24 protein-coding genes are annotated in these 22,534 nt (G+C 39.1%); 20 read left to right on the forward strand and 4 right to left on the reverse strand.

Translation table 11 applies throughout. From position 1 onward, the window contains the following. Positions 1-2 precede the first annotated feature (2 nt). The 20 genes from KVT27_RS04750 (at position 3) to KVT27_RS04845 (ending at position 19,104) form a co-directional block, all read left to right on the forward strand. Complete coding sequence (locus KVT27_RS04750) at positions 3-1,910, forward strand: ATP-dependent DNA helicase (protein ID WP_036147732.1); 1,908 nt, start codon at positions 3-5, stop codon at positions 1,908-1,910. Between the two features lie 247 nt (positions 1,911-2,157). Then, entirely contained in the window at positions 2,158-3,597 is a 1,440-nt protein-coding gene (locus KVT27_RS04755) for a sensor histidine kinase (protein ID WP_036225363.1), read from the forward strand. Continuing rightward, the gene (locus KVT27_RS04760) at positions 3,590-4,168 is read left to right on the forward strand and encodes an ANTAR domain-containing response regulator (RefSeq protein WP_025115126.1); all 579 of its coding nucleotides are present in this window, start codon (positions 3,590-3,592) and stop codon (positions 4,166-4,168) included. Before KVT27_RS04755 ends, KVT27_RS04760 begins: the two co-directional genes overlap by 8 nt. 83 nt (positions 4,169-4,251) lie before the next feature. Further along, positions 4,252-5,493, forward strand: coding sequence for an ethanolamine utilization protein EutH (gene eutH, locus KVT27_RS04765; RefSeq protein ID WP_008176453.1), 1,242 nt, complete (start codon positions 4,252-4,254; stop codon positions 5,491-5,493). A gap of 25 nt (positions 5,494-5,518) precedes the next feature. Next, positions 5,519-5,860: an ethanolamine utilization microcompartment protein EutS gene (gene eutS, locus KVT27_RS04770; RefSeq protein ID WP_008176451.1), complete on the forward strand. Its 342-nt coding sequence runs from the start codon at positions 5,519-5,521 to the stop codon at positions 5,858-5,860. Between the two features lie 10 nt (positions 5,861-5,870). After that, positions 5,871-6,371 carry a EutP/PduV family microcompartment system protein gene (locus tag KVT27_RS04775; protein WP_036124855.1) on the forward strand — a complete coding sequence of 167 codons (501 nt, stop codon included), beginning with the start codon at positions 5,871-5,873 and terminating at the stop codon, positions 6,369-6,371. Between the two features lie 17 nt (positions 6,372-6,388). After that, positions 6,389-7,813, forward strand: coding sequence for an ethanolamine ammonia-lyase reactivating factor EutA (locus tag KVT27_RS04780; RefSeq protein ID WP_150907873.1), 1,425 nt, complete (start codon positions 6,389-6,391; stop codon positions 7,811-7,813). Positions 7,814-7,818: 5 nt separating this feature from the next. Continuing rightward, positions 7,819-9,189, forward strand: coding sequence for an ethanolamine ammonia-lyase subunit EutB (locus tag KVT27_RS04785; RefSeq protein ID WP_042737470.1), 1,371 nt, complete (start codon positions 7,819-7,821; stop codon positions 9,187-9,189). A gap of 9 nt (positions 9,190-9,198) precedes the next feature. Continuing rightward, positions 9,199-10,209 (forward strand): ethanolamine ammonia-lyase subunit EutC, encoded by a 1,011-nt coding sequence (gene eutC, locus KVT27_RS04790; protein ID WP_036124861.1) that lies wholly within the window; start codon positions 9,199-9,201, stop codon positions 10,207-10,209. A gap of 11 nt (positions 10,210-10,220) precedes the next feature. Next, entirely contained in the window at positions 10,221-10,871 is a 651-nt protein-coding gene (eutL, locus tag KVT27_RS04795) for an ethanolamine utilization microcompartment protein EutL (RefSeq protein WP_036124863.1), read from the forward strand. Between the two features lie 15 nt (positions 10,872-10,886). Further along, on the forward strand, positions 10,887-12,377 hold the full coding sequence (locus KVT27_RS04800) for an aldehyde dehydrogenase family protein (RefSeq protein ID WP_217580844.1): 1,491 nt from the start codon (positions 10,887-10,889) through the stop codon (positions 12,375-12,377). A 16-nt stretch (positions 12,378-12,393) separates the two neighbouring features. Continuing rightward, entirely contained in the window at positions 12,394-12,672 is a 279-nt protein-coding gene (locus KVT27_RS04805) for a BMC domain-containing protein (RefSeq protein WP_008176438.1), read from the forward strand. 90 nt (positions 12,673-12,762) lie between these two features. Then, a complete protein-coding gene (locus KVT27_RS04810) occupies positions 12,763-13,353 on the forward strand; it encodes a phosphate propanoyltransferase (protein WP_036124865.1) in 591 nt (196 codons plus the stop codon). Positions 13,354-13,365: 12 nt separating this feature from the next. Beyond that, positions 13,366-14,235 carry a phosphate propanoyltransferase gene (locus tag KVT27_RS04815; protein WP_036147736.1) on the forward strand — a complete coding sequence of 290 codons (870 nt, stop codon included), beginning with the start codon at positions 13,366-13,368 and terminating at the stop codon, positions 14,233-14,235. Between the two features lie 36 nt (positions 14,236-14,271). Beyond that, positions 14,272-14,556: a EutN/CcmL family microcompartment protein gene (locus tag KVT27_RS04820; RefSeq protein ID WP_008176433.1), complete on the forward strand. Its 285-nt coding sequence runs from the start codon at positions 14,272-14,274 to the stop codon at positions 14,554-14,556. Beyond that, positions 14,549-14,911, forward strand: coding sequence for a BMC domain-containing protein (locus KVT27_RS04825; RefSeq protein WP_036124869.1), 363 nt, complete (start codon positions 14,549-14,551; stop codon positions 14,909-14,911). The genes KVT27_RS04820 and KVT27_RS04825 overlap by 8 nt, the downstream gene beginning before the upstream one ends. Further along, entirely contained in the window at positions 14,911-15,858 is a 948-nt protein-coding gene (gene mdh, locus KVT27_RS04830; protein WP_008176430.1) for a malate dehydrogenase, read from the forward strand. The genes KVT27_RS04825 and mdh overlap by 1 nt, the downstream gene beginning before the upstream one ends. A 331-nt stretch (positions 15,859-16,189) precedes the next feature. Beyond that, positions 16,190-16,375, forward strand: a complete 186-nt coding sequence (locus tag KVT27_RS04835; RefSeq protein WP_081937070.1) for a hypothetical protein — start codon at positions 16,190-16,192, stop codon at positions 16,373-16,375. Positions 16,376-16,439: 64 nt separating this feature from the next. Beyond that, the gene (locus tag KVT27_RS04840; protein ID WP_217580846.1) at positions 16,440-17,534 is read left to right on the forward strand and encodes a helix-turn-helix domain-containing protein; all 1,095 of its coding nucleotides are present in this window, start codon (positions 16,440-16,442) and stop codon (positions 17,532-17,534) included. Between the two features lie 73 nt (positions 17,535-17,607). Further along, positions 17,608-19,104, forward strand: coding sequence for a carboxypeptidase M32 (locus KVT27_RS04845; RefSeq protein ID WP_217580848.1), 1,497 nt, complete (start codon positions 17,608-17,610; stop codon positions 19,102-19,104). 48 nt (positions 19,105-19,152) lie between these two features. On the opposite strand, the gene KVT27_RS04850 is transcribed toward KVT27_RS04845, so the two are convergent. From KVT27_RS04850 to KVT27_RS04860, 4 genes are all read right to left on the reverse strand, one after another. After that, positions 19,153-20,814: a b(o/a)3-type cytochrome-c oxidase subunit 1 gene (locus KVT27_RS04850; RefSeq protein ID WP_036124876.1), complete on the reverse strand. Its 1,662-nt coding sequence runs from the start codon at positions 20,812-20,814 to the stop codon at positions 19,153-19,155. Continuing rightward, positions 20,801-21,292, reverse strand: coding sequence for a cupredoxin domain-containing protein (locus tag KVT27_RS04855; RefSeq protein ID WP_008176413.1), 492 nt, complete (start codon positions 21,290-21,292; stop codon positions 20,801-20,803). The genes KVT27_RS04850 and KVT27_RS04855 overlap by 14 nt, the downstream gene beginning before the upstream one ends. Before the next feature lie 24 nt (positions 21,293-21,316). After that, complete coding sequence (locus KVT27_RS26990; protein WP_009370491.1) at positions 21,317-21,439, reverse strand: hypothetical protein; 123 nt, start codon at positions 21,437-21,439, stop codon at positions 21,317-21,319. A 324-nt stretch (positions 21,440-21,763) separates the two neighbouring features. Continuing rightward, positions 21,764-22,225 (reverse strand): chemotaxis protein CheX, encoded by a 462-nt coding sequence (locus KVT27_RS04860; RefSeq protein ID WP_036124878.1) that lies wholly within the window; start codon positions 22,223-22,225, stop codon positions 21,764-21,766. Between the last annotated feature and the right edge of the window lie 309 nt (positions 22,226-22,534).

Below are 22,534 nucleotides of genomic sequence, written 5' to 3' on the forward strand. Positions count from 1 at the left end.
AATTGCGTAAATCTTTACCATTTGCATTATCAAAGGACCGATCATTTTTTGATTCACTAGGTGACTGGATGGGTGACGTCCTTTATGATGAATTGCCTGAAAAAGGCTTTGAATGTCGTGATGAGCAAATCTTTATGGCTTATCAAATAGAACAAGCGCTAAAAGAAAAAAACGTACTCTTTGCAGAAGCGGGTGTTGGAACTGGGAAAACAATCGCCTATTTACTCCCAGCTATATCGTATGCACGCTATACAGGGAAACCGGCGCTTATTGCATGTGCTGATGAAACATTAATCGATCAGCTCGTTAAAGAGGGCGGAGATATCTATAAGCTACAAAAAACGCTTGGTCTGGAAATTGATGTTCGTTTAGCCAAATCACGGGATCAATATTTATGCTTAAAACGCTTTGAGGAAGCGGAAAAAGTTGAATCGGATGAATGGATTGATGATATTTCCTTCTCCATTCCGGATGGTGTATATGCCCAAGGTTCAATGATTGCTATTCATCCGTATGGAGAACGTAGTAATTATCCAACTGTCAGCGATGAGGATTGGCAAAAAGTTAATTACAACTCGATTATGCAATGCTCTGTATGTGATCTACGTAATCGCTGTGGGCAAACATTGCATCGTTCTCATTACCGTAAATCAACGGATTTAGTTATTTGTTCGCAAGATTTCTTAATGGAACATTTAGCTACAAAGGAATCTCGTGAACGTGAAGGACAGCTTGCCTTATTGCCAGAAGTGTCTATGATGGTTTTGGATGAAGGACATCTGTTGGAATACGCTGCACAAAAAGCAATGACTTATAAAGTACAGGCAACAACGATTGTTCAGCTTTTAGAGCGATTAATGGTAGATGGTGTGCGAGAGCGAACATTGTATGCTATGGAAAAATTGCAAGATGATCACGAGTTATTTTTTGATCAGCTTCGTGATGATATCGTTGCTTCAGATGAGGATCGTAAACGTATCAATAAATCCAAAACATTGCTTACTTATGGAAAACAATTGATACATGATGTGGAAATATTGATGGAAGAATTTGTTTTTGAATCTGAAATGTATATGATTCCTGAATATGAGTTAAATATGGCAGAGGAATATTTAGAACAATATGAGGCTTCCTTACGTATTTTCATAGCTCAAGGAGATGCAGTGGATTGGCTGGAGGAAACAGATGGAGAAGAAACGTTGGTAATTATGCCTCGTCTAATTACAGAAGTTTTAGCAGAAAAACTATTCTCTAAAAAGCTTCCGATCGTCTTTTCGTCTGCCACACTATCTGTTAATAAAGACTTTTCGTATATCGCCTATAGTTTAGGTATTAAAGAGTCCCAATCATTTTCAGTCCCTTCGCCATTTGATTATGAAGAGGTAATGAAAATCTATTTACATGAGCTTGATCAACATGCTAAAACCGCACGTGTACAGCAATTACTGCGTGATGGAGAGCAAACATTAATTTTATTTAAATCCAAGCAAGCCATGTTGAAATTTAAAGCCGAATTGCCATTAATGGAGCGCATGCACGTTGCCTTTGAAGGTGATCGAGAGCTCTCCGCCATTGTTCGTGATTTCCAGCAGGGAACCGTTAAAACATTATGCTCATATCATTTATGGGAAGGCTTAGATTTACCTGAAGAAGCATTAACACGTGTCATTATTTATGATTTACCGTTTCCTCCACAGGATCCATTATTTGATGCGAAGCGTACGTTTGCTGAAAACCCATTTGAAGAAGTGGAGTTACCATTTATGCAATTGCGCTTGCAGCAAGGAATGGGCCGCTTAATTAGGACGTCAAACGATCATGGCGATATTCATATTTTATTGAATGAAGAAGAACAAAAACAACGCGCAGCCTTTGAAAATATATTAGCTGTTGCCCCTGAAATAAAGTAGAAATAAGAGAGTTTGCTAAATCAGCAAGCTCTCTTTTTGTTATATCGAAATAACTATTTCCTCCTTGTTAAATAATGTAATAACAAAAAGATGTTGAATATTTCTCTTTTAAGCTATATAGTTCTTTGTAATGCAATGAATTTTGATGAAAGATAATATTTTTTGTATTGAAAATAATTTCACAAAAGGTTTATAATAATGACAAGAATTTTTAAGAATAATCAAACTGATTGTTGATTATTCAGTGATGGGGGGCTTTAACCTGTCGAACATTCAATCATTGTGTAGAAACTATACTAATCTTTCGGCAACGGATATTGACAAGTTAATAGAAATAGAAGCTACGCTTAAATATTATGCAGAGCTCACTGATTGTTATATGTTCATAGATTGTATGATGGATAATTTATCACATGCAATTGTCGTGGCAGAAGCATTCCCTAACAAGGAAAAAGGTTTATACGAAAAATCGGTTATTGGAAAATTCGTTTTTGAAAGTTTTGAACCAGCCGTATTTACTGCGTTTAAGCAACAAGAAAAATCATCGATTTCCAGAGCCGTTACACAAGAAGGCATTACGGTCGAGCAAAATGTGATTCCGATCTTTAATGAACAACAGCAAGTAATTGCTGTATTGATTCAGGAAAAGACGGTGAAGATGCAAACGACACCAAAAGATGATTTTCAAAATATGCCTTTTGCATTAATTGAACATATTGTAGAACCTAATTCTCAACCGATACCAGTTGTTTCTGATTTACTTGTAGAGTCAATTATTCTTACCAATCACGAAAACAAAGTCATCTACAGTAACCCAGCTGGCTATCATTTTATTTCAGAACTTTCGGGATTAGAAAACTTTGACAATGTTGCGTTGGATAAAATCTTACCGTTTTTACAGGAGGTCTATGATAAAGGCGACGATGTCTTTTTCCTAGAAATTACGATCGAACGTAAATCCTTTATCGTCAAGAAAATTCCAATTCGCAGTCAAAATGACAAGGTTACACTCCTCATTATTCATGATCTAACAGAGCTAAAGCTGAAAGAAAATGAACTTATGATGAAAACATTTGCCATACGAGAAATTCACCATCGTGTGAAAAATAATCTTCAGACAGTGACAAGCCTATTACGCTTACAAATGCGCAATGAATTGTCGGCTGTCAATGCAAGTGCTTTTCAGGAGGCATTAAATCGAATATATAGCATCTCATCTGTATATGAGCTTATTTTAGAAAATGAGGATAACGCTGAAGAAAAAGTAGACGTTATTGCATTGGCTAAAAAAATTGGACATAAAATGATTGGCACGTCCAATACAGCAACTATTCAACTAGCATTTCATCACGAGCATTTGCAAGTATTTTGCCATTCCAAAAAGGCAGTATCCCTTGCACTCATTATTTGTGAGCTACTACAAAATGCATTAAAGTATGCTTTTGTAGGTCGTGATGAAGGAGCCATTGATATTCATTTCATGCAGGAGGCTTCAACTATTTCACTTCATATTTCTGACAACGGCGTTGGAATGCATGAGGTGAAGGCATCATTTGGCATGGAAATTATCACAAGGCTTGTGGAATATGATTTAGCTGGCTCATTTTCAATTATCCCTAGTGAAGAAGGTACACATACTCAAATTCAGTTCCCTGTAAGTGAGGAGGTATTTATCGTAAATGACTAGGAAAGTTATGATTGTCGAAGATGAATCATTGATTGCCATTGATTTGAAGTTTATGCTAGAGGATAATGGTTACGAAGTAGTGGCACAAGCTAATAATGGTGAAACCGCTATTGAGCTAGCCTTTTTGCATAAACCACAATTAATCTTAATGGATATAAAAATGCCTAAACTAGATGGTTTAAAGGCAAGTAAAATTATTGAACAACAGCTTGGCATACCTGTTCTCTTCATCTCGGCATATAGTGAAAAAGAATTATTACTATACATGAAGCAGGATAATATATTAGGATATGTTATGAAACCGTTTTCTGAAAAAAATGTGTTGCCTGTGTTAGAGGTTGCTTTTCATCAAATTGATAAGTTCAATCGTCTCAATGGGGAGATTTTACATAAGCAAACACAATTAGATAAGCGAAAAGTCATTGAACGAGCAAAGGGCTTGCTTATGCAGGCAGAAAATATAAGCGAGGACGAGGCTTACCGCAAAATTCGCAATGAAAGTATGCAAACACAGCAAGAAATGGTGCATATTGCGGAGCAAATTATTTTAAACTTACAAGTTAATAGTTGAAGCAAAGGCGCTTTAAAGAGATTTCTTCTTTAAAGTGCCTTTTTTTATATAAATTTATTAATCATAAAGGGGTGATGAGTAAGATGGCAATGATAGGAACGATTATCGTTTATATTATTATGATTTGTGCTGTTTTAGGGGCGATCGGAGCAATCCGAGATGCTGAGTATGGAATTGGTAAAGAGTTTATGAATGGTATCCATACAGTTGGTCATATTTTCGTCCCAGCAGCAGGGATCATGGCAGCTATACCTTACTTAACATGGTTTATTAGTCATTTTATTAGTCCGATTTTTGAGTTAATTGGTGCAGATCCTGCGATTGCAGCGACGACTATTTTAGCTTCGGACATGGGTGGTTACCAATTAGCCAATGCTTTAAAAGAGTCATATGAGGGATGGGTAATGGCTCTAGTCGTTGGATTTATGTCAGGTGCTACTATTGTCTTCTCGATTCCAATGGGTCTTGCGATGTTAGATAAGCGTGATCATAAATATATGGCGCTTGGTATTATGGCCGGCGTATTAACAATTCCGATTGGTGCATTTATTTCATCGATTATGATCGTGCTATTTAACACAGAAGTGCGTGAAGTTATTAGTACAACAGAGGCGCCTACATATGTATTTGCCATTTCTGTTTTACAAATTTTAATTAATTTACTGCCTTTGTTCATCTTTGTTGTGTTAATCGCGTTAGGTCTAAAGCTTATTCCAAACGGTATGATTGCAGGCTTCATGTTATTCGGCCGTGTGATGGATGCAGGAATCAAATTGGTATTAGTGTTCTCGATTGTTGAAATTTTTACAGGTATTTTTACAAAAATATTTGGTGCATGGGGCTTCGATCCAATTATGGCTGATGAGATCGATCAATTCCGAGCATTAGAAACAGCTGGTTATATAGGTATTATGCTAGCCGGTGCATTCCCAATGGTTTATTTAATTCGAAAATATGCATCGAAACCACTTGAAGCGGCTGGTAAGAAATTGGGCCTTTCATCTGTAGGGAGTGCAGGGATTTTAGCAACCATTGCTAATATCTTGGCGATGTTTACGCTTGTTCGTCATATGCCACCAAAAGATAAAGTGATTAATATTGCATTTGGTGTATGTTCAGCATTTTTATTAGGCGATCACTTATCATTTACAGCTAATTTCCAGCCGACGATTATTTTACCTGTTATTGCTGGTAAGTTTTTAGCGGGTGTGATTGCAATTATTTTAGCGTATAAGCTTTCTGTACCGACTGCCTTAAGGTTAGAAATGGAAGATCGCAAAGCAGGCATTATAAAAGAAGGCGAATATTTAGATCAAAAATCTTAATCCATTAAAAGTGAGGTGATGATGTGTGAGTGAAGAAAAGAAACGATTTATTCAGGAGTTTGTGCCGGGTAAACAGCTAACATTGAGTCACCTTATTGCGAACCCTGACCCCGAGATGTTTCAAAAGCTGGGTATTCAAGAATCGGGTGCGCTAGGTATTATGACGTGTACTCCAAGTGAAACGGTTATCATCGCAGGGGATTTAGCGACGAAAGCTGCCAATGTTAGATTAGGATTTTTAGACCGTTTTACAGGCAGTCTCGTTATTGTCGGTAGTGTATCAGAGGTGGAAATGGCGATGTTAGAAATTAATCGTTTTTTATCCGAGGTATTAGGCTATACACCATCAAGAATAACAAAATCATAGGATGTGTCGTATGAAAAATCGAGTAATGATAATAGGCGGTGTGCAAGCAGGAAAGTCAACATTGATGAATACTTTGTTGGGCAAAGAAAGCAGTGCCAATAAAACACAAGCACTCGTTTATGAAGACTGGATTGTCGATACACCCGGTGAATATATTGAAAATCCCATGTATTACAGAAACATTATGGCCACTTCGTTGGAAGTAACTCATGTTATTTATTTGCAGGATGCGACATCTTCAAGAAGTGTGTTTCCTCCGCAATTTAGCTTAGGGATTCCGAAGATACAAATCGGTGTCATTACAAAAATAGATGCACCTGATGCAGATGTTGAAAGAGCGACAGGTTTATTAAAAAATGTGATGACACAGGGCCCTATCGTGAAAACTTCTTCGTGGAAAAAGCTTGGGGTTGAATGGATTGCGCCACTTATTCAGCTTCATACACACGAAGAAATTCAACAATTCGTGAAGGATTGCGATAGTCCATATCTCATGTATTGCTCACGGTAGCGAGAGGGTGGTGTAGGGTGAAAACTGAAACAATTTATAGTGCTGGCATTGATATTGGGACAAGCACGACCAAAATGGTAGTTAGTCGTTTTTTGTTAAAGAATGTGGCTGGCGTAACCCATGTGCCAAGGATTGAAATTATTGAGAAGACGGTGTTACATCAAAGTCCCATCATTAAGACACCATTTATCAATAAAGACATCATTGATATGAAAAAAATTGAAGAATTCATTTTTCAGCAGTATCAATTGGCTCAAATTGCACCAACTGATATTTCGACGGGCGCCATTATTATAACTGGCGAATCTGCCACGAAGGAAAATGCAAGAGAGGTTGTCCATACCATTGCAGATGGCGCAGGTCATTTTTTAGTTGCTACTGCTGGTCCTGATTTAGAAGGCATTATTGCGGCCAAAGGGTCAGGTACTTTACAGCAATCCAAAAACTCTTCTAAAGTGATCGCCAATATTGATATTGGTGGTGGAACTGCCAATATTGCAGTTATGCAATTTGGAGAAGTCATCGGGACATGTACCTTACATGTTGGTGGTAGATTGATTGAATTTAACAATGGTAGGATTCAATCAATTTCTCCGCCACTCATGGAACTGATGGAAAAGTGGTCTAATCCGTTATCCGTCGGTGATGCGGCAGAAGATGCTCGAGTGACGCAATGTATAGAGGAAATGGTCGGTACACTTGCTTTAATTTTGAAGGGACAGTGTACGGATGACAAGCATCCATTATTACTTGGGCATTTGCCAAACTGGCATAAACCAGTAGATGCCATCGTCTTTTCTGGAGGAGTAGCCTCTTGTATTTATGAAAATGAATGTACACAGCGTCAATATGATGATATTGGTGAACGATTAGCGAAAATGCTCGTTCAGCATGAGCAGCTGCAATCGTTTTTATGGCTCCAACCTAAAGAAACCGCTCGTGCGACCGTCACTGGTGCAGGTACACAAACTACGGAAATTAGTGGGGCAACCATCCAGGCGGATGCCGAGGTGTTACCACTCAAAAATGTTCCTGTGTTTAACTGCCATCTGGATGAAACAGCAATAGACTATAACAGCACGGTGAAAACAGCGGTGGAGCGAGCAGATGATTTATTTGCAATACAGGATAATCGTGCACCATTTGCACTCTATTTTAGTGAATTGCCGTATTTAAGCTTTCAGGATGTACATGCATTGTGTGAGGCCATATTGCAACATTTGGCAACAAGATGCTCCAAGGACATACCAATTATCATAGTCATTCAATCAGATTATGCAAAGATTATTGGACAAACCATACAAGCAATCAATCCGACAGTCCCAATTATTTGCATCGATCAAATCAAAGTGGAGACGGGTGATTACATCGACATTGGAGAGGTTCTGCCATCAGGCGTTGTTCCAGTTGTTGTGAAGACCCTTGCCTTCCACTCAAAGTAAGGAGGATGAATGTGAATTTATCGGTGATATTTGGTGGAGAGAAATATAATTTTAAATCATTAAAAGATGTCATGGCCAAGGCCAATGAAGAAAAATCAGGTGATCAGCTAGCGGGAATTGCAGCTGAAACCGTTCAGCAACGTATAGCTGCGAAGGCAGTACTAAGTGAGCTTCTAGTGAAAGATATCCGTGAAAATCCATTAGTGCCGCAAGAAAATGATGAAGTTTCACGCATTATTGAGGGCGATATTAATGAGCAAATATATGGAGAAATCAAAAACTGGAGCATTGAGCAGCTACGCGAATACATCTTATCGAATGATACGGGTGATCGTGAGTTAAAGCGTTTAAGCAAAGGGATGAACTCTGAAATTATTGCAGCTGTCACGAAGCTAATGTCAAATCTAGATCTTGTTCATGCAGCCAATAAAGTAGAGATTTTATCGACATGTAATATTACTATCGGTCAAAAAGGTACGCTGTCATCACGTTTACAGCCAAACCATCCAACCGACAATATCGACGGTATTATTGCTTCCCTAAAGGAAGGTCTGTCCTATGGTATTGGTGACGCTGTCATTGGTATTAATCCTGTGGATGATTCAGTTGAAAGTGTCAAAAAGGTATTAACTGCTACAAAAGAATTTATCAATGAATGGTCAATTCCTACGCAAAATTGTGTATTAGCCCATATTACGACACAGATGAAGGCCATTAAACAGGGTGCACCAGCTGATATGATTTTCCAAAGTATTGCTGGCACTGAAATTGCCAACCGTTCATTCGGGATTTCAGCAGATTTAATACGAGAAGCAGAGGAACTCATTAAAAAGCAGGGAACGGGTACTGGTCCGAACCTATTCTACTTTGAAACAGGGCAAGGCTCGGAACTATCAGCAGAAGCTCATATGGGCATCGACCAAGTAACACTTGAATCTCGCAATTATGGATTTGCTCGACATTTCAATCCTTATATCGTTAATACGGTAGTTGGTTTTATCGGCCCTGAGTATTTATACAACAATAAACAAGTAATACGAGCGGGTCTTGAGGATCACTTCATGGGCAAAATGCATGGTATCCCTATGGGGGTAGATATTTGCTATACAAACCATATTAAGGCAGATCAAAATGATGTGGAAGATTTAAGTGTGTTACTGACAGCGGCTGGCGTTAACTTTATTATTGCGGCGCCAATGGGTGATGATGTCATGCTCAACTATCAATCAATGAGCTTCCATGATGTAGCTACATTACTACAAACATTTGGAAAAAAACCAGCACCAGAATATTTAGCATGGCTAGAGAAAATGGGCATTTATGAAAATGGTCGACTTTCAGCTAGGGCTGGCGATTTATCCATTTTTGAAAGGTAGGTGAGTCGAGTGAATGATCAATTAGTCTCTATGATTACACAACTTGTCATGGAAAAGATGGAGAAAACTACTGAAGGACAAGCTCCAGAGGTAACCACAACACGAACAGAGGAGCCGCTTATAAAGTTCTATGATACAGCAGCAACTAAAGGTGCTACAGAATTAGCAGAACCTATGTCTACAACAAGTGAACCATTAATTCAGCTGTATCAGCAAGGAACTCCTCAGCAGGCACATATAGCTCCTGCAACTTTTGAACAACCGTTAAATGTAGCTGTACCCATTAAACCTTTTCAGTTTGAGGCAGACACATTAACGGACAGTATACAGGCGGCTAAAAAACATACACCAGCTCGGATTGGAGTAGGTAGAGCGGGCACAAGACCAAAAACAAAAACGTGGTTAAAGTTCCGTCTCGATCATGCCGCTGCAGTGGATGCTGTATATGGTGAAGTGACAGAAGATCTTTTACAAAAACTTGATGTCTTTCAAGTGACAACGAAAGTAACAGATAAAGAGGAATACATTACAAGACCTGACTTAGGTCGTCGTTTATCAGATGAAGCCAAGTCATTAATTCAACAAAAGTGCAAGCAACAGCCGAAAGTACAGATTATTATTTCGAATGGCTTAAGTGCGAGTGCGATTGAGGAAAATGTACAAGATGTTTATTTAGCGCTTCAGCAAAGTCTTAGCAATTTAAATATTGATATTGGAACAACCTTCTATATCGATAAAGGCCGAGTGGCGCTCATGGATGAAATCGGTGAGTTGTTACAGGCGGAGGTTATTGTTTATTTAATTGGTGAGCGTCCCGGACTAGTATCAGCTGAATCGATGAGTGCTTATTTATGTTATAAACCTAGAATCGGCACAGTAGAAGCAGAGCGGATGGTCATATCTAATATCCATAAAGGAGGCATCCCACCATTAGAGGCGGGTGCGTACCTTGGAACAATCGTACAAAAAATCTTGCATTACGAGGCAAGTGGGGTAGAGCTTGTCGCAAAAGAAGGTTAGGAGGCTGAAATATGAATCCTCAAAAAATAATGGCCCAAATTTTGGCGATGCAAACTATTCCAAGAGTTAACAGTGAATTAGCAGAGCAGCTAGATTTGAAGCCGCACCATCATAGTATTGGGCTCGTGACGCTCACAATTGATGATGTAGGATATGTAGCATTAGATGAAGCAACGAAGAAGGCAGATATTGATGTTGTCTATGCGAAAAGTTTCTATGCGGGAGCAGCACATTCATCTGGTCCCTTGTCGGGGGAGGTTATTGGCATTATTGCTGGGAGCTCACCTGATGAAATCCGTAGTGGTCTAGATGCCATTCAACAAAAAATAGAGTTTGACACGTACTTTGAAGCTATTAATAACAATGACAACCATGCTTTGTTTGCCCATACGGTGGCAAGCTGTGGGACGTATCTTGCTGAGCTAGCAGATGTAAAGGTTGGCACACCTCTTGCGTATTTAATCGCACCGCCATTGGAGGCAGTTGTTGGTTTAGATGCAGCATTGAAGGCGGCAGATGTAGAGCTAAAGGTTTTCTTTGGCCCTCCCTCGGAAACCAATTTTGGTGGCGGTTTATTAAGTGGCAGCCAATCTTCCTGTGAGGCTGCGGCACAAGCTTTTAGAGAAGCCATCGAAAATTTAGCAAGAAACCCAGTGATTTAGAAAGGAGGCGGCTTTATGGCCACATTAGACAAAGACTTATTAGCTATTCAAGAAATGAGAGATGCTGTTAAACATGCTAATACAGCACAAGCTGCCTATATGCAATTTTCACAGCAACAAGTAGACAGCATTGTGAAAGCTGTTGCGGATGCTGCCTTTAAGGAAGCGGATCGCTTAGCCAAAATGGCTGTGCAAGAAACAGGGATGGGTATCCCTAATCATAAAAAAATGAAAAACGAAGTTGCTTCACGAGATGTCTATGAAGATATTAAAGAATTAAAAACGGTTGGTATAGTAGGCTATGATCGTATGAAAAAAGTGGCAGAGATTGCAAGTCCTTTTGGGGTTATTGCAGGAATTGTGCCAACGACGAATCCAACATCTACAGCTATTTTTAAAACATTAATTTCTTTAAAAACGAGAAATGCCTTAGTACTAAGTCCTCACCCATATGCTGTGAAATGTACAAAAGAGGCGCTAGACGTTTGCCGAGTAGCTGCTGAACAAGCAGGTGCACCAGAAGGTTTACTACAATGTTTAACAATGTCTTCTATGGAGGCAACACAGCAGCTAATGAAGCATCCTGATATTCATTTGATTTTAGCAACAGGTGGCGGCGCATTAGTGAAGGCGGCGTATAGCTCAGGAAAACCTGCTTATGGGGTAGGACCCGGGAATGTCCCAGCCTACATTGAAAAATCAGCAAATATCCAAAAGTCTGTACGACAATTGGTGCACAGTAAATCGTTTGATAATGGCACAATTTGCGCTACAGAGCAAGCTATTATTGTAGATAAAACAATTGCAGAGCAGGTACAAACAGAATTAAAGAAAAACGGTGCCTATCTATTAAATGCTGAAGAAAAAGCTAAAATGGAGAAATTAATCTCACCAGTCCCTGGAAAGGTGAATCCACAAATCGTTGGCAAATCAGCAAGCTGCTTAGCGGATTCTGTAGGCATCACTGTACCAGAGGATACTAAAGTACTTGTTGGCTTAGAAACGATGATTGGTAAAAATATCCCGTTTTCTCTGGAAAAATTATCACCTATCTTTGCCCTCTATACGGTAGAAAACAGTACAGAAGCTAAGCAAGTGATGATTGACCTTTTAAATATTGGTGGACGCGGACATACATGCTCGATTCATACTGAAAATGCAGCTTTAGCAGAGCAATTCTCCGTTGAATTACCAGTATCTCGTATTGTAGTGAATACACTATCATCTATTGGTGCAGTAGGTGGCACAACTGGATTAGCACCATCCTTTACATTAGGCTGTGGTACATTTGGCGGCAATATTACGTCAGATAACATTACAGCAAGACATCTTTTAAACATTAAACGTATAGCTTATGGCATTAAGGATGTAGAAGTGCCAAAACCAGAGTTTGAAGTACAGTCCGTAGTTGAGTCGGTTGTCTCACAGGAGCCTTCTTTAGACACAACAATGGTTCAACAAATCGTTGATCAAGTATTAAAACAAATCACATTACAAAATAAATAATTTGGAGGAATGACAAATGAGTACAGCATTAGGAATGGTAGAAACAAAAGGTTTAGTAGGAGCAATCGAAGCAGGAGACGCAATGGTAAAAGCGGCAAGCGTTAATTTAGTAGGTAAAGTACATGTTGGTGGCGGTATCGTAACGGTTCTTGTTCGTGGAGATGTAGGTGCTGTAAAAGCAGCAACAGATGCAGGTGCAGCAGCAGCACAACGTGTAGGGGAACTTTTATCAGTTCATGTAATCCCACGTCCACACCATGAATTAGAAATGATTTTACCAAAAGCAGAAGCTTAATATATCAGCAATGAGAGCTGATCCAACTCAAGGACAGCTCTCCTCTTGTCATCAAGGAACAACAATCCATTTAATATAGAGGTGGCTAACGTGACAACAGCAACAAAAACATTTCCAGTGGCCATTTCGGCTCGCCATATCCATCTAAGTGAAGCGGATTTACAAGCACTTTTTGGTCCACAAGCAACGCTAACAAAGGATTTTGACTTATCACAGCCTGGACAATTTGCAGCAAAGGAGCGTGTCTCCATTGAGGGGCCGAAAGGCGTTATCCATAATGTTCGAGTACTTGGTCCAGTAAGAGCAGCTACGCAAGTGGAAGTCAGCCGAACAGATGCGATGAAACTAGGGGTAACCCCTCCGCTGAGACAGTCAGGAGATATTGACCATTCAGCAGGCATCAAAATTAGTAGCCAACATCATGAATTGACTATTGAGCAAGGAGTCATTATTGCACAGGCACATATTCATATGACTGAGGAAGACGCGAAAGTATTGGAAGTTCAAAATAATGAATTGGTTTCTGTAGAAGTAATCAGTGACCGCCCAGTTACATTCCGTGGTGTAGTTGTACGCGTTTCCAATGATTTTAGTTTGGAAATGCACATTGATACGGATGAAGCAAACGCTGGTTTTATTGAACAACAAGCACAAGGAACTTTAATAAAAGTAACATCGTAAGGAGGAGGCAAGATGCAAGAAAATTTAGTGCAAAAAATTGTAGAAGAAGTTCTGCAGCAAGTTTTAAAAAATCAATCTTCCCCTCCACATGACGGTAAAATTCCAATTGGTGTATCCGCCCGCCATGTCCACCTTGCACAAGCAGAAGTGGAACAGCTATTTGGTGAGAATTATCAGCTTACACCAAAGTTTGAGCTTTCCCAACCTGGGCAATTTGCTGCGGAGGAAACCGTAGTCATTGCTGGTCCAAAAGGATCAATTGAGCGTGTGCGTATACTGGGTCCAGCTCGTTCATTGTCACAAGTGGAAGTCAGCTGGACAGATGCCATGAAACTAGGGATAAAACCACCATTAAGAATTTCAGGTGATATACAAGGCTCTAGCCCTGTTACATTGATTGGTCCAAAGGGAAGTGTCGTGCTAAATGAAGGACTCATTATTGCACAAGCCCACATTCATATGTCCCCTGAAGACAGTGCGAAATTCAATGTAATGGATGGACAGTCTGTACAAATCAAGGTAGAAGGTATTCGCCCAATTATTTTATCGAATGTGGTTATCCGTGTATCAGAGCGTTATCGATTAGAGATGCATATTGATACAGATGAAGCCAATGCAGGTTTAATTCAGCAAGGAACAGTAGCAGAAATCGTTCAGCATCAAGTGAATGAGCAATCGATTCCAGTGAAAGAGCAGTCTCCAGTCGTAGCAAAGGTAGAAAAACCAGCTATTTATCATTATGACAAAAAGCTACTTTCACAACTGGAAGTGTTAGAAATAGATGCGCAAGAAATTGTCGTGCCAAAGAAAACCATTGTAACGGCGTTAGCTTATGATAAGCTGCGAGAGTTAAATAAAACGTTAACGATCCGTTCTGAGTAGCAAATTAATCTGTGTAGCATAAAGAGGGTGAAGTTCATGCAAATGGGAAGAGTGATAGGCAGTGTATGGGCAACACGTAAGGAGGAAGGGTTGAATGGTTTAAAACTATTAATCATTCAACCAATTGACTCTAATCAACAGCCGATTCGCACTGAAATTGTAGCTGCTGATCGTATCGGTGCAGGGATTGGTGATGATGTCCTAATAACAAGTGGCGGTTCATCACGCTATATTATGAAAGAAAATCCGTTACCAATTGATGCAGTTGTTATAGGTATTATTGATTCTACTGAAGTGATGAGAGGTGAGGACAATGAGTAGCGCAATTGGCATGATTGAAACAAAAGGATTGGTAGGTTCTTATGAAGCGGCTGATGCGATGATTAAATCTTCTGACGTGACAATCGTCAAGCAGGAATTCGTAGATGGTGGCATTGTGACAGTGGTCGTGAAAGGTGACGTAGGTTCTGTACAAGCAGCAGTAGAAGCTGGAAAAGCGGCTGCTATGCGTGTTGGAGAATTATTAGGCGCTCACGTAATTCCAAGACCAGATGACGAGGTATTCCAAATGATTAATGGACCAGAAGCACCGAAGAAAAAGCCGGCTCCTACATCTACACGTGCTAAAAAAACAACCGAAGCAACACCAGCGACAGATAATCGAGGTGAGGCATAATGGCATTTCGTAAAAATAAAATCGCTGTGATTGGTGCCGGTCATACCGGATCTACATTGAGTTTATTTTTAGCACAAAAGGAACTAGGCGATGTCGTGCTTGTTGATATACCCGAAGCTGAGAACCCAACTAAAGGGAAGGCATTGGATTTATTACAGACAGGTCCAATAGAAAAGTTTAATGTATCTATAAAAGGGACGAGTAATTATGAGGATATTGCTGGTGCAGATATCGTAGTCATTACAGCAGGAATCCCTCGTAAGCCAGGCATGAGCCGTGATGATTTAGTGACCACGAATGCGAAAATTATTCAACAGGTTTCAAGACAAATAAAACACTATGCTCCAAATAGTATTGTCCTCGTGTTAAGTAATCCGGTTGATGCCATGACGTATGTATGTCACAAGGAAACAGGCTTTGCTAAAAATCGTATTATTGGTCAGTCTGGTGTGTTAGATACAGCTCGCTTCAACACGTTTGTTGCACAGGAGCTACAAATTGCACCTGAAGATGTCTCTGGCTTTGTGCTAGGTGGACATGGTGATGAAATGGTACCATTAATCCGTTATTCCTATGCAGGAGGTATTCCACTAGAAAAACTCATCCCCCAGGATAGACTCCAGCAAATCGTCGAACGTACACGTAAGGGTGGCGGTGAAATTGTCGGTTTATTAGGAAATGGTAGTGCGTATTATGCACCAGCTGCTGCATGCGCACAAATGGTCGAAATCATTATGAAAGATCAACGGAAAATCGTCCCTTCTATTGCCCTATTAGAAGGTGAATATGGGTACCAAAACCTGTATCTAGGGGTACCAACAATTTTAGGCGGCAATGGTATCGAATCTGTAATCGAATTGCACCTAACAAATGAAGAACAAGCAGCGCTTCAGCATTCTGCGGAGGCTGTTAAACAAGTAATTGCCATTTGCCAAAACATAGAGTAAACAGACTCTACTTTCGATGAATAGAAAGAATCCCCATCTTTCTTTCGATTGAAAATGAATGGCAGCTCCTAAAAATGTTTGATTGGAAACCGAACATTACTCGACAGCTAGTGAAACTTCTCCTAAATATATACCTCTCTCTGATTAAGAGAGGACGAGCTGTAGCAAGCGCATCGTTTGCTACAGCTTTTTTATTTTGTAAAAAGTGCTTTTTATGCAAAAAGGTTAAAGGAAGTTGACTTTGCCCTAAGGGGAAAGTGTATAACGGATATAAGACATAGATAAAAGGGAGAAGGAATGGTGTGATAACAATTGGTGAATTTTCAAAAATTTGTGGTGTATCAACGAAGTGGGGGAAGATTTCTTTTCTTATGCTGCAGTTGGCGATGGCGGCAATATAATCTGTTGTATTCCTTCACTGAACACAGTAGTTGCTATATCTTCACTCTTTATGGTCAATGCTCCAGATAGATGGTCATTTATCAAGGAACATATTGTTCCAACATTAGTGCAATAATATCACAACCTATATCATAACAAACCATATCACCTCTACTATAATCAAAGGGGGAGGGATGAGGATGAATAACATCATACAGGAGATGATAGATTGGATTGAAGATCATCTCTTAGAAGGCTTTACATTAGAACATTTAGGGAAAGATATGGGCTATTCCCCGTATTATTGTTCGTTTAAATTCCATCAAATAACGGGGATCACCATTAAAAAATATGTTTCATTACGCAAGGTATATTTAGCCTCTGAAGCATTAAAAAAGTCGGAAGAAAAAATGATCGATATTGCCTTGCATTATGGCTTTTCAACACAGGAATCCTTTTCTAGAGCCTTTAAAAAGGTCTTTGGTATAAGCCCTCATGAATTCCGAAAGTCCCCACAACCTTTGCAAACATTTGTAAAAAAGAATTTAAAGGATGAAAGAGGATGGTTTACTATGGATATTTCTTCAAAACTAAAAATTGAAGCATTGCAAGAGAAAATACATGCGCAATATGATCAAGCGATATTGAATGTTTTAAATGGTCAAATGATGTACGAGGAGTTTTCGAAACAGCAATTAATGGGGAATAGTGATTATGTACCCTTTAATGAAGCCATGTGTACCAATCAAACAGCAAGCCCTATTTTTAGTGAAAAATTTAACAAAATTCGTGCTGCTGGACACCAAGTAACGGTCCAGGACTATGAGCGTATAACAGTGAATCCTTTGAGGTCATTGTGGACCAAAAACTATCAATGTATCGTTTTATGGTTTGGGGATGATATGTTTTGTCAAATGAACTTGCTAACTGTACTTGCTTTTCTGGAGCAGCAAAAATACGAAGGCAAAGTTTATTTCCATATGGTACAGGAAGCGACCTATGATGTGGATGAAATTGAGATCGTGCTTGGAGTTTATTTAAAGATTTATCAAGACGTTTTGATCCGCCATCGTATCCCAGAGGCAACGCTTTTACCAGTAATGTATCAGGGCATTCAATTATATTTTGACTATTTAAAAGAAGAAAATGATATTTCTACTTATATTAAGAAACATGTTGATCAGTCACCACAGGAATTGTTAACACAATTATTTCGCCTCTTTCCTCAATATGGGCTCGGAGATACTCAGTATTTAAAAATAATAGATAAAGTGAAAAATGAAAAATCTGAGTAAAACTACTAAACGGCCCACAATATACAAAATTTTCGAAAATATGATAAACTTATAGCACAAGGAGGATGAAAGCATGACTGTTCAACAATTTACTGACTATGTTAAGAAGATGCAGCATTATGAGGAAGCACTCAATGTAATTTATTGGGATATGAGAACGGGAGCACCTAAAAAAGGGTTAGCACAACGTTCAGAGGTAATAGGTACATTATCAGCCTCCTTATTTGATATGCAAACGAGTGAAGAATTAGGTGAGCTACTATTAGCCTTAGAGGCACAAAAATCAGACCTTGATTATGTGACACTTCGTTTAGTGGAAGAAGTAAGAAAGAATTACGATCAAAATAAAAAAATTCCTGCTGAAGAGTATAAAGAATTTGTTATTCTACAATCAAAGGCGGAAACGGCATGGGAAGAAGCAAAGGAAAGCAATAATTTTGAACTATTCCTACCATTTTTAGAGGAAATCATTCAATGGCAAAAAAAATTCATTCAATATTGGGGCATTAAAAATGGATCTCCCTATAATACATTGCTCGATTTATATGAACCGGACATGACGACAGATGTATTAGACCAAGTATTTGGTGATTTACGAGAATCCATTGTGAAGCTTGTACAAAAAATTGCTGATTCATCGAATAAACCAGACACAAGCATGTTATTTAAGCATTTTCCACGAGAAGCTCAGCGTGAACTATCACTAGAGATGCTAGCTCAACTTGGTTACGACTTTGATGCTGGCCGTTTAGATGAAAGTGTGCATCCATTTATGATCGGCTTAAACTATGGTGACGCGCGTATTACTACTAAGTATGATGAAAGTGATTCCCGTTCGGCCATTTTTGGTACCATTCATGAGTGCGGTCACGCCATGTATGAGCAAAACATTGATGAAAAACTTGCAGGTTTGCCATTAGCCACGGGTACATCAATGGGGATTCATGAATCCCAATCATTATTTTATGAAAACTTTGTCGGCAGAAATGAAAAGTTCTGGGAGCATAACTATGAGCGTCTTCAACACTTCTCACCAGTTCAATTTGGTGATGTGGCATTAGCCGATTTTTTACGTGCCATCAATATGGTAGAACCATCTTTCATTCGCATTGAAGCGGACGAGTTAACGTATCCACTACATATCATGATTCGCTATGAGATTGAACGTGACTTGTTCAATGGAGAATTACAAGCGAAGGATCTCCCACAAGTATGGAATGATAAGTACGAGGAATACTTAGGCATTCGCCCTGAGACAGATGCAATGGGAGTACTACAAGACATGCATTGGTCAGGTGGTATGTTTGGTTACTTCCCATCTTATGCATTAGGAATGATTTATGCAGCGCAATGGAAGCATGCGATGGATAAGGATATTCCTCATTTTGATGAATTATTAGAAAAGGGAGAGCTTCTACCTATTCGTGAGTGGCTAACAGATAAAGTTCATCAATATGGAGCATTGAAAAAGCCATTTGAATTGCTGAAAGAAGCGACTGGGGAAGGCTTAAATGCCAAATACCTAGCAGACTATTTACAAGATAAATATACAAAGTTATATCAGTTATAAAAAAACAAGCGATTTCTCTACAATGAGAAATCGCTTGTTTCTAAATGCTTACCACAATTGATAGCCTTTGGAGCCAGCCGGTGAATTCGAAATAATATCAAAGATTGGCACGGTGTAAGCGAATAAAATTAAGGCTACTAAAATGACAAGCCACACTTTAAAGTTTTCTAAAATAGCCGGTGTTGGACCACTAAGCTCATGTACATCCCCAATAGGGAACTCCTCTTCCCCCTTAGGCGCAAACCAAGCTAATTTCACAACGATATAAATAATGATTAGGATGGCGATAAAGAGAATCGTTCCGCCCACAGCCTGTGCAATTTGATAAGGAATCCAATCGTATGCCTGTGAAGCACCACCATATTCTGAGTAATCTGAACGACGAGGTGCACCGATAAGACCAGCAATATGCATAGCAGAAGACATAATTGTCATACCGACTGCCCATAAGATACCAGCGAAATTACTAAGATTGTTTAAAGCCTTTGTTAAAGTACGTCCTGTTAAATGTGGAATTAACCAGAAGGCCGCACCAAAGTATGTTAGAACAACAGCGGTTGCAATTGTTAAATGGAAATGCCCAGTCACCCAAATAGTGTTATGGATTAATTGGTTCATTTGATAGGAGGCATTGACAATACCGCCAGCACCACCAGGAATGAATGCCACCATACCGATAAATGGAACGAAGAAACGAGAATCTTTCCAAGGTAATTTTTTGAACCATCCGAACAGTCCTTTTCCACCTAATTCTCGACCACGTAATTCGAACATGGCAAACATCGAGAAGGCTGTCATTAAAGATGGAACGATTACAGCAAATGTTAAGACAACTTGAATGAACTTCCATGTACCATCAATACCAGGCTCTGTTAACTGATGGTGAATCCCAACAGGAATAGAGAAGAGTAAGAACAGCATAAACGAAAGTCTTGCTAAAGAATCGGAGAAAATTTTTCCGCCAATGACCTTTGGAATAATCACGTACCAAACCATATAAGCAGGTAATAGCCAGAAGTAAACAAGTGCATGACCGAAATACCAGAAAAGGGTACGAGATAAGGCAACATCGACACGTTCAATTAAACCTAATGACCATGGTAACAGTTGGATTAATACTGAAGCTGCCACACCAAGTGTTGCAACGAACCACATTAAATTATTTACAACTACCATAAATGATAATAATGGGCTAGGCTGACCGCTACCTTTATTTTCTTTGCGCCATTGAGCATAGCGTAAAATTTGACCTGCGCCACCAACCCAAGAACCAACTACGACTAGTGTAAGGCCTAAATAGAAAATCCAGTGCGCCTTTAGCGGTGCATAAAACGTATAAAGAACAGTTGCTTTATTCAATAAAACCATTGTTGCCGCAGCGGCTGTACCGATTGTCATTAACCAAAAGCCAATCCAACCAAGTCTGCGTTGACTATTAGTAAATGTACCAGAAGTACGACTGACACTGGCAATTTGGAAACCGTAAATAAAGAATGTAGTTAAAATAAGACCGAGTAATACTCCGTGTACGGTTAACACTTGGTAATAGCCAATGCCCGCTGGTAAAGTAAATTGACCAGAACGTACAAATACTTGTAATAAGCCTGCAAGACCACCTAATAGCAATGCGATAAATGCCACATATATATGCGCCATTGCTAGCTTTGCATCACGACGATCTACTTTTGTCATTGAATTAGTGTGACTCATTTGAATCCACCACCTTTAGCATAGAGTGCATCATCGTATGTCCTGTACCACAATATTCATTACATACGATTAAAAACTCGCCTACTTTGTTGACTACTGTTACATATTCTGAAATATAACCAGGCTCAAGCATCATGTTGATATTCGTCCCTGCAACTTCAAAACCGTGCATGACATCCTCGCTTGTTGCGATAAATTTTACTTTCGCACCAAGTGGTACCTCAATTTGTGGAGGATTATAATTGAATGCAGAAGCTATTACGACTACCTCATAATCCCAATCTTTGCCCTCTACCTTATGGACCCCTGGATTATCAAAAGGTGCTGTCTCTTTCACTTTCTCGTAATCTAGTGTTTTTTTACCATTGTTCGGGTGAGAGCCTTGATGAAATGCTCCGATACCGAGAATGATTAGGAATGCGACTAAAGTAGCAACCCCGAACACAAGCCAATACTTCTCATACTTATGTATGTGCATATGTTTCTTTCCCTTCTTCGTAGATTAAAACCGTCCAATGAACAAATCAAAGCAGTACACCCAAAGTAAAATAATGATAATACCTACTCCAAAAACTGCATAGAGTGAACCTTTTAAATTCTCATCTGACTTCTTTTTATTTGCCATTTTTTGCTCCTCCTACGCTTTTTATAGTTGGTGTTTCTTACAGTCATCATATATAAATTCAATGCAATTTGATGTGAAAAAAATCACACTTCTAGACAAATTGTGTGAAGAAAGTGTGAAGAATTTAGGGGAGAAAAAAACAAGCTATCTCAAAAGTCATCGAGATAGCTTGTTTCATTGTTATATTTAGCTTTTTTTTAATAAAAACACTAGATGTTAAGGAAGTCCGATCAAAGTATCTAGGCAAATGGCAAATTTAAAACATATATGCAGTATGCTCTTGCATATAATGTCTTATTTGGCATAGACTTTAAACCTAGCTTTCTACTCCGCTTCTTCCTCAATTGTTAATAGAACTGTTAGGTCACCGACGCTTGGGACAGAAACTGGGAGAGCAAATGCCTTCTCAAAGCCATATAATTTTGTATTGCCCACCATCACAGTTGGCGGAGTGATGTCAATTTCTAAGCTTTCTTGCCCAACAGCTGTACATAAATTTCCTGCAATCATGTTACCGAATTCCCCTGTAAAGGATTCTAGCATTTCTCCTTCAAGCGGCATACCGAACATCGTACTACCGATTCCACTGAACACTTCAGGAGAGGAGTCAATGATGACGCGACCCTTTAGATCTCCGATTAAACCAATTAATACACCCATTTGCTGCTGTTGAAAGGGTTCAGAAATAATACTAGGCGACTTTACTTCTATATCCATAGGTAGAATTGATTTTAAAGCGTGAATAGTCCCGTTTAAAATAGTTTGAAAGTACTTCGAATTACTCATCATTACCGCATCCTTTTTCCGACTTTTCTACATCTTACCATGTAAAAAGGGTAAGATGAAAGTATGTCTTGACGAATTAACAGGAAATTTATAATATATTAGTGAGAATGATTTTCAAATTCAATGAATTGGTCTGAAAGCCAAGAGAAAAACACTACATTTATATGAAAAGGAGCGGTCAGCAATGGCATTCGTATTGATTGGAACAGCTGTAGCCATCTATATTGGAGTAGGGAAATACGTCATGAAACAGGCGACTGCACATTTGAAATAAGAAATTATACAAGAAAAAATATTAAGCATGGTCCG

The organism is Lysinibacillus sp. GbtcB16 (assembly GCF_019091145.1).
In the GTDB taxonomy this organism is placed as follows: domain Bacteria; phylum Bacillota; class Bacilli; order Bacillales_A; family Planococcaceae; genus Lysinibacillus; species Lysinibacillus fusiformis.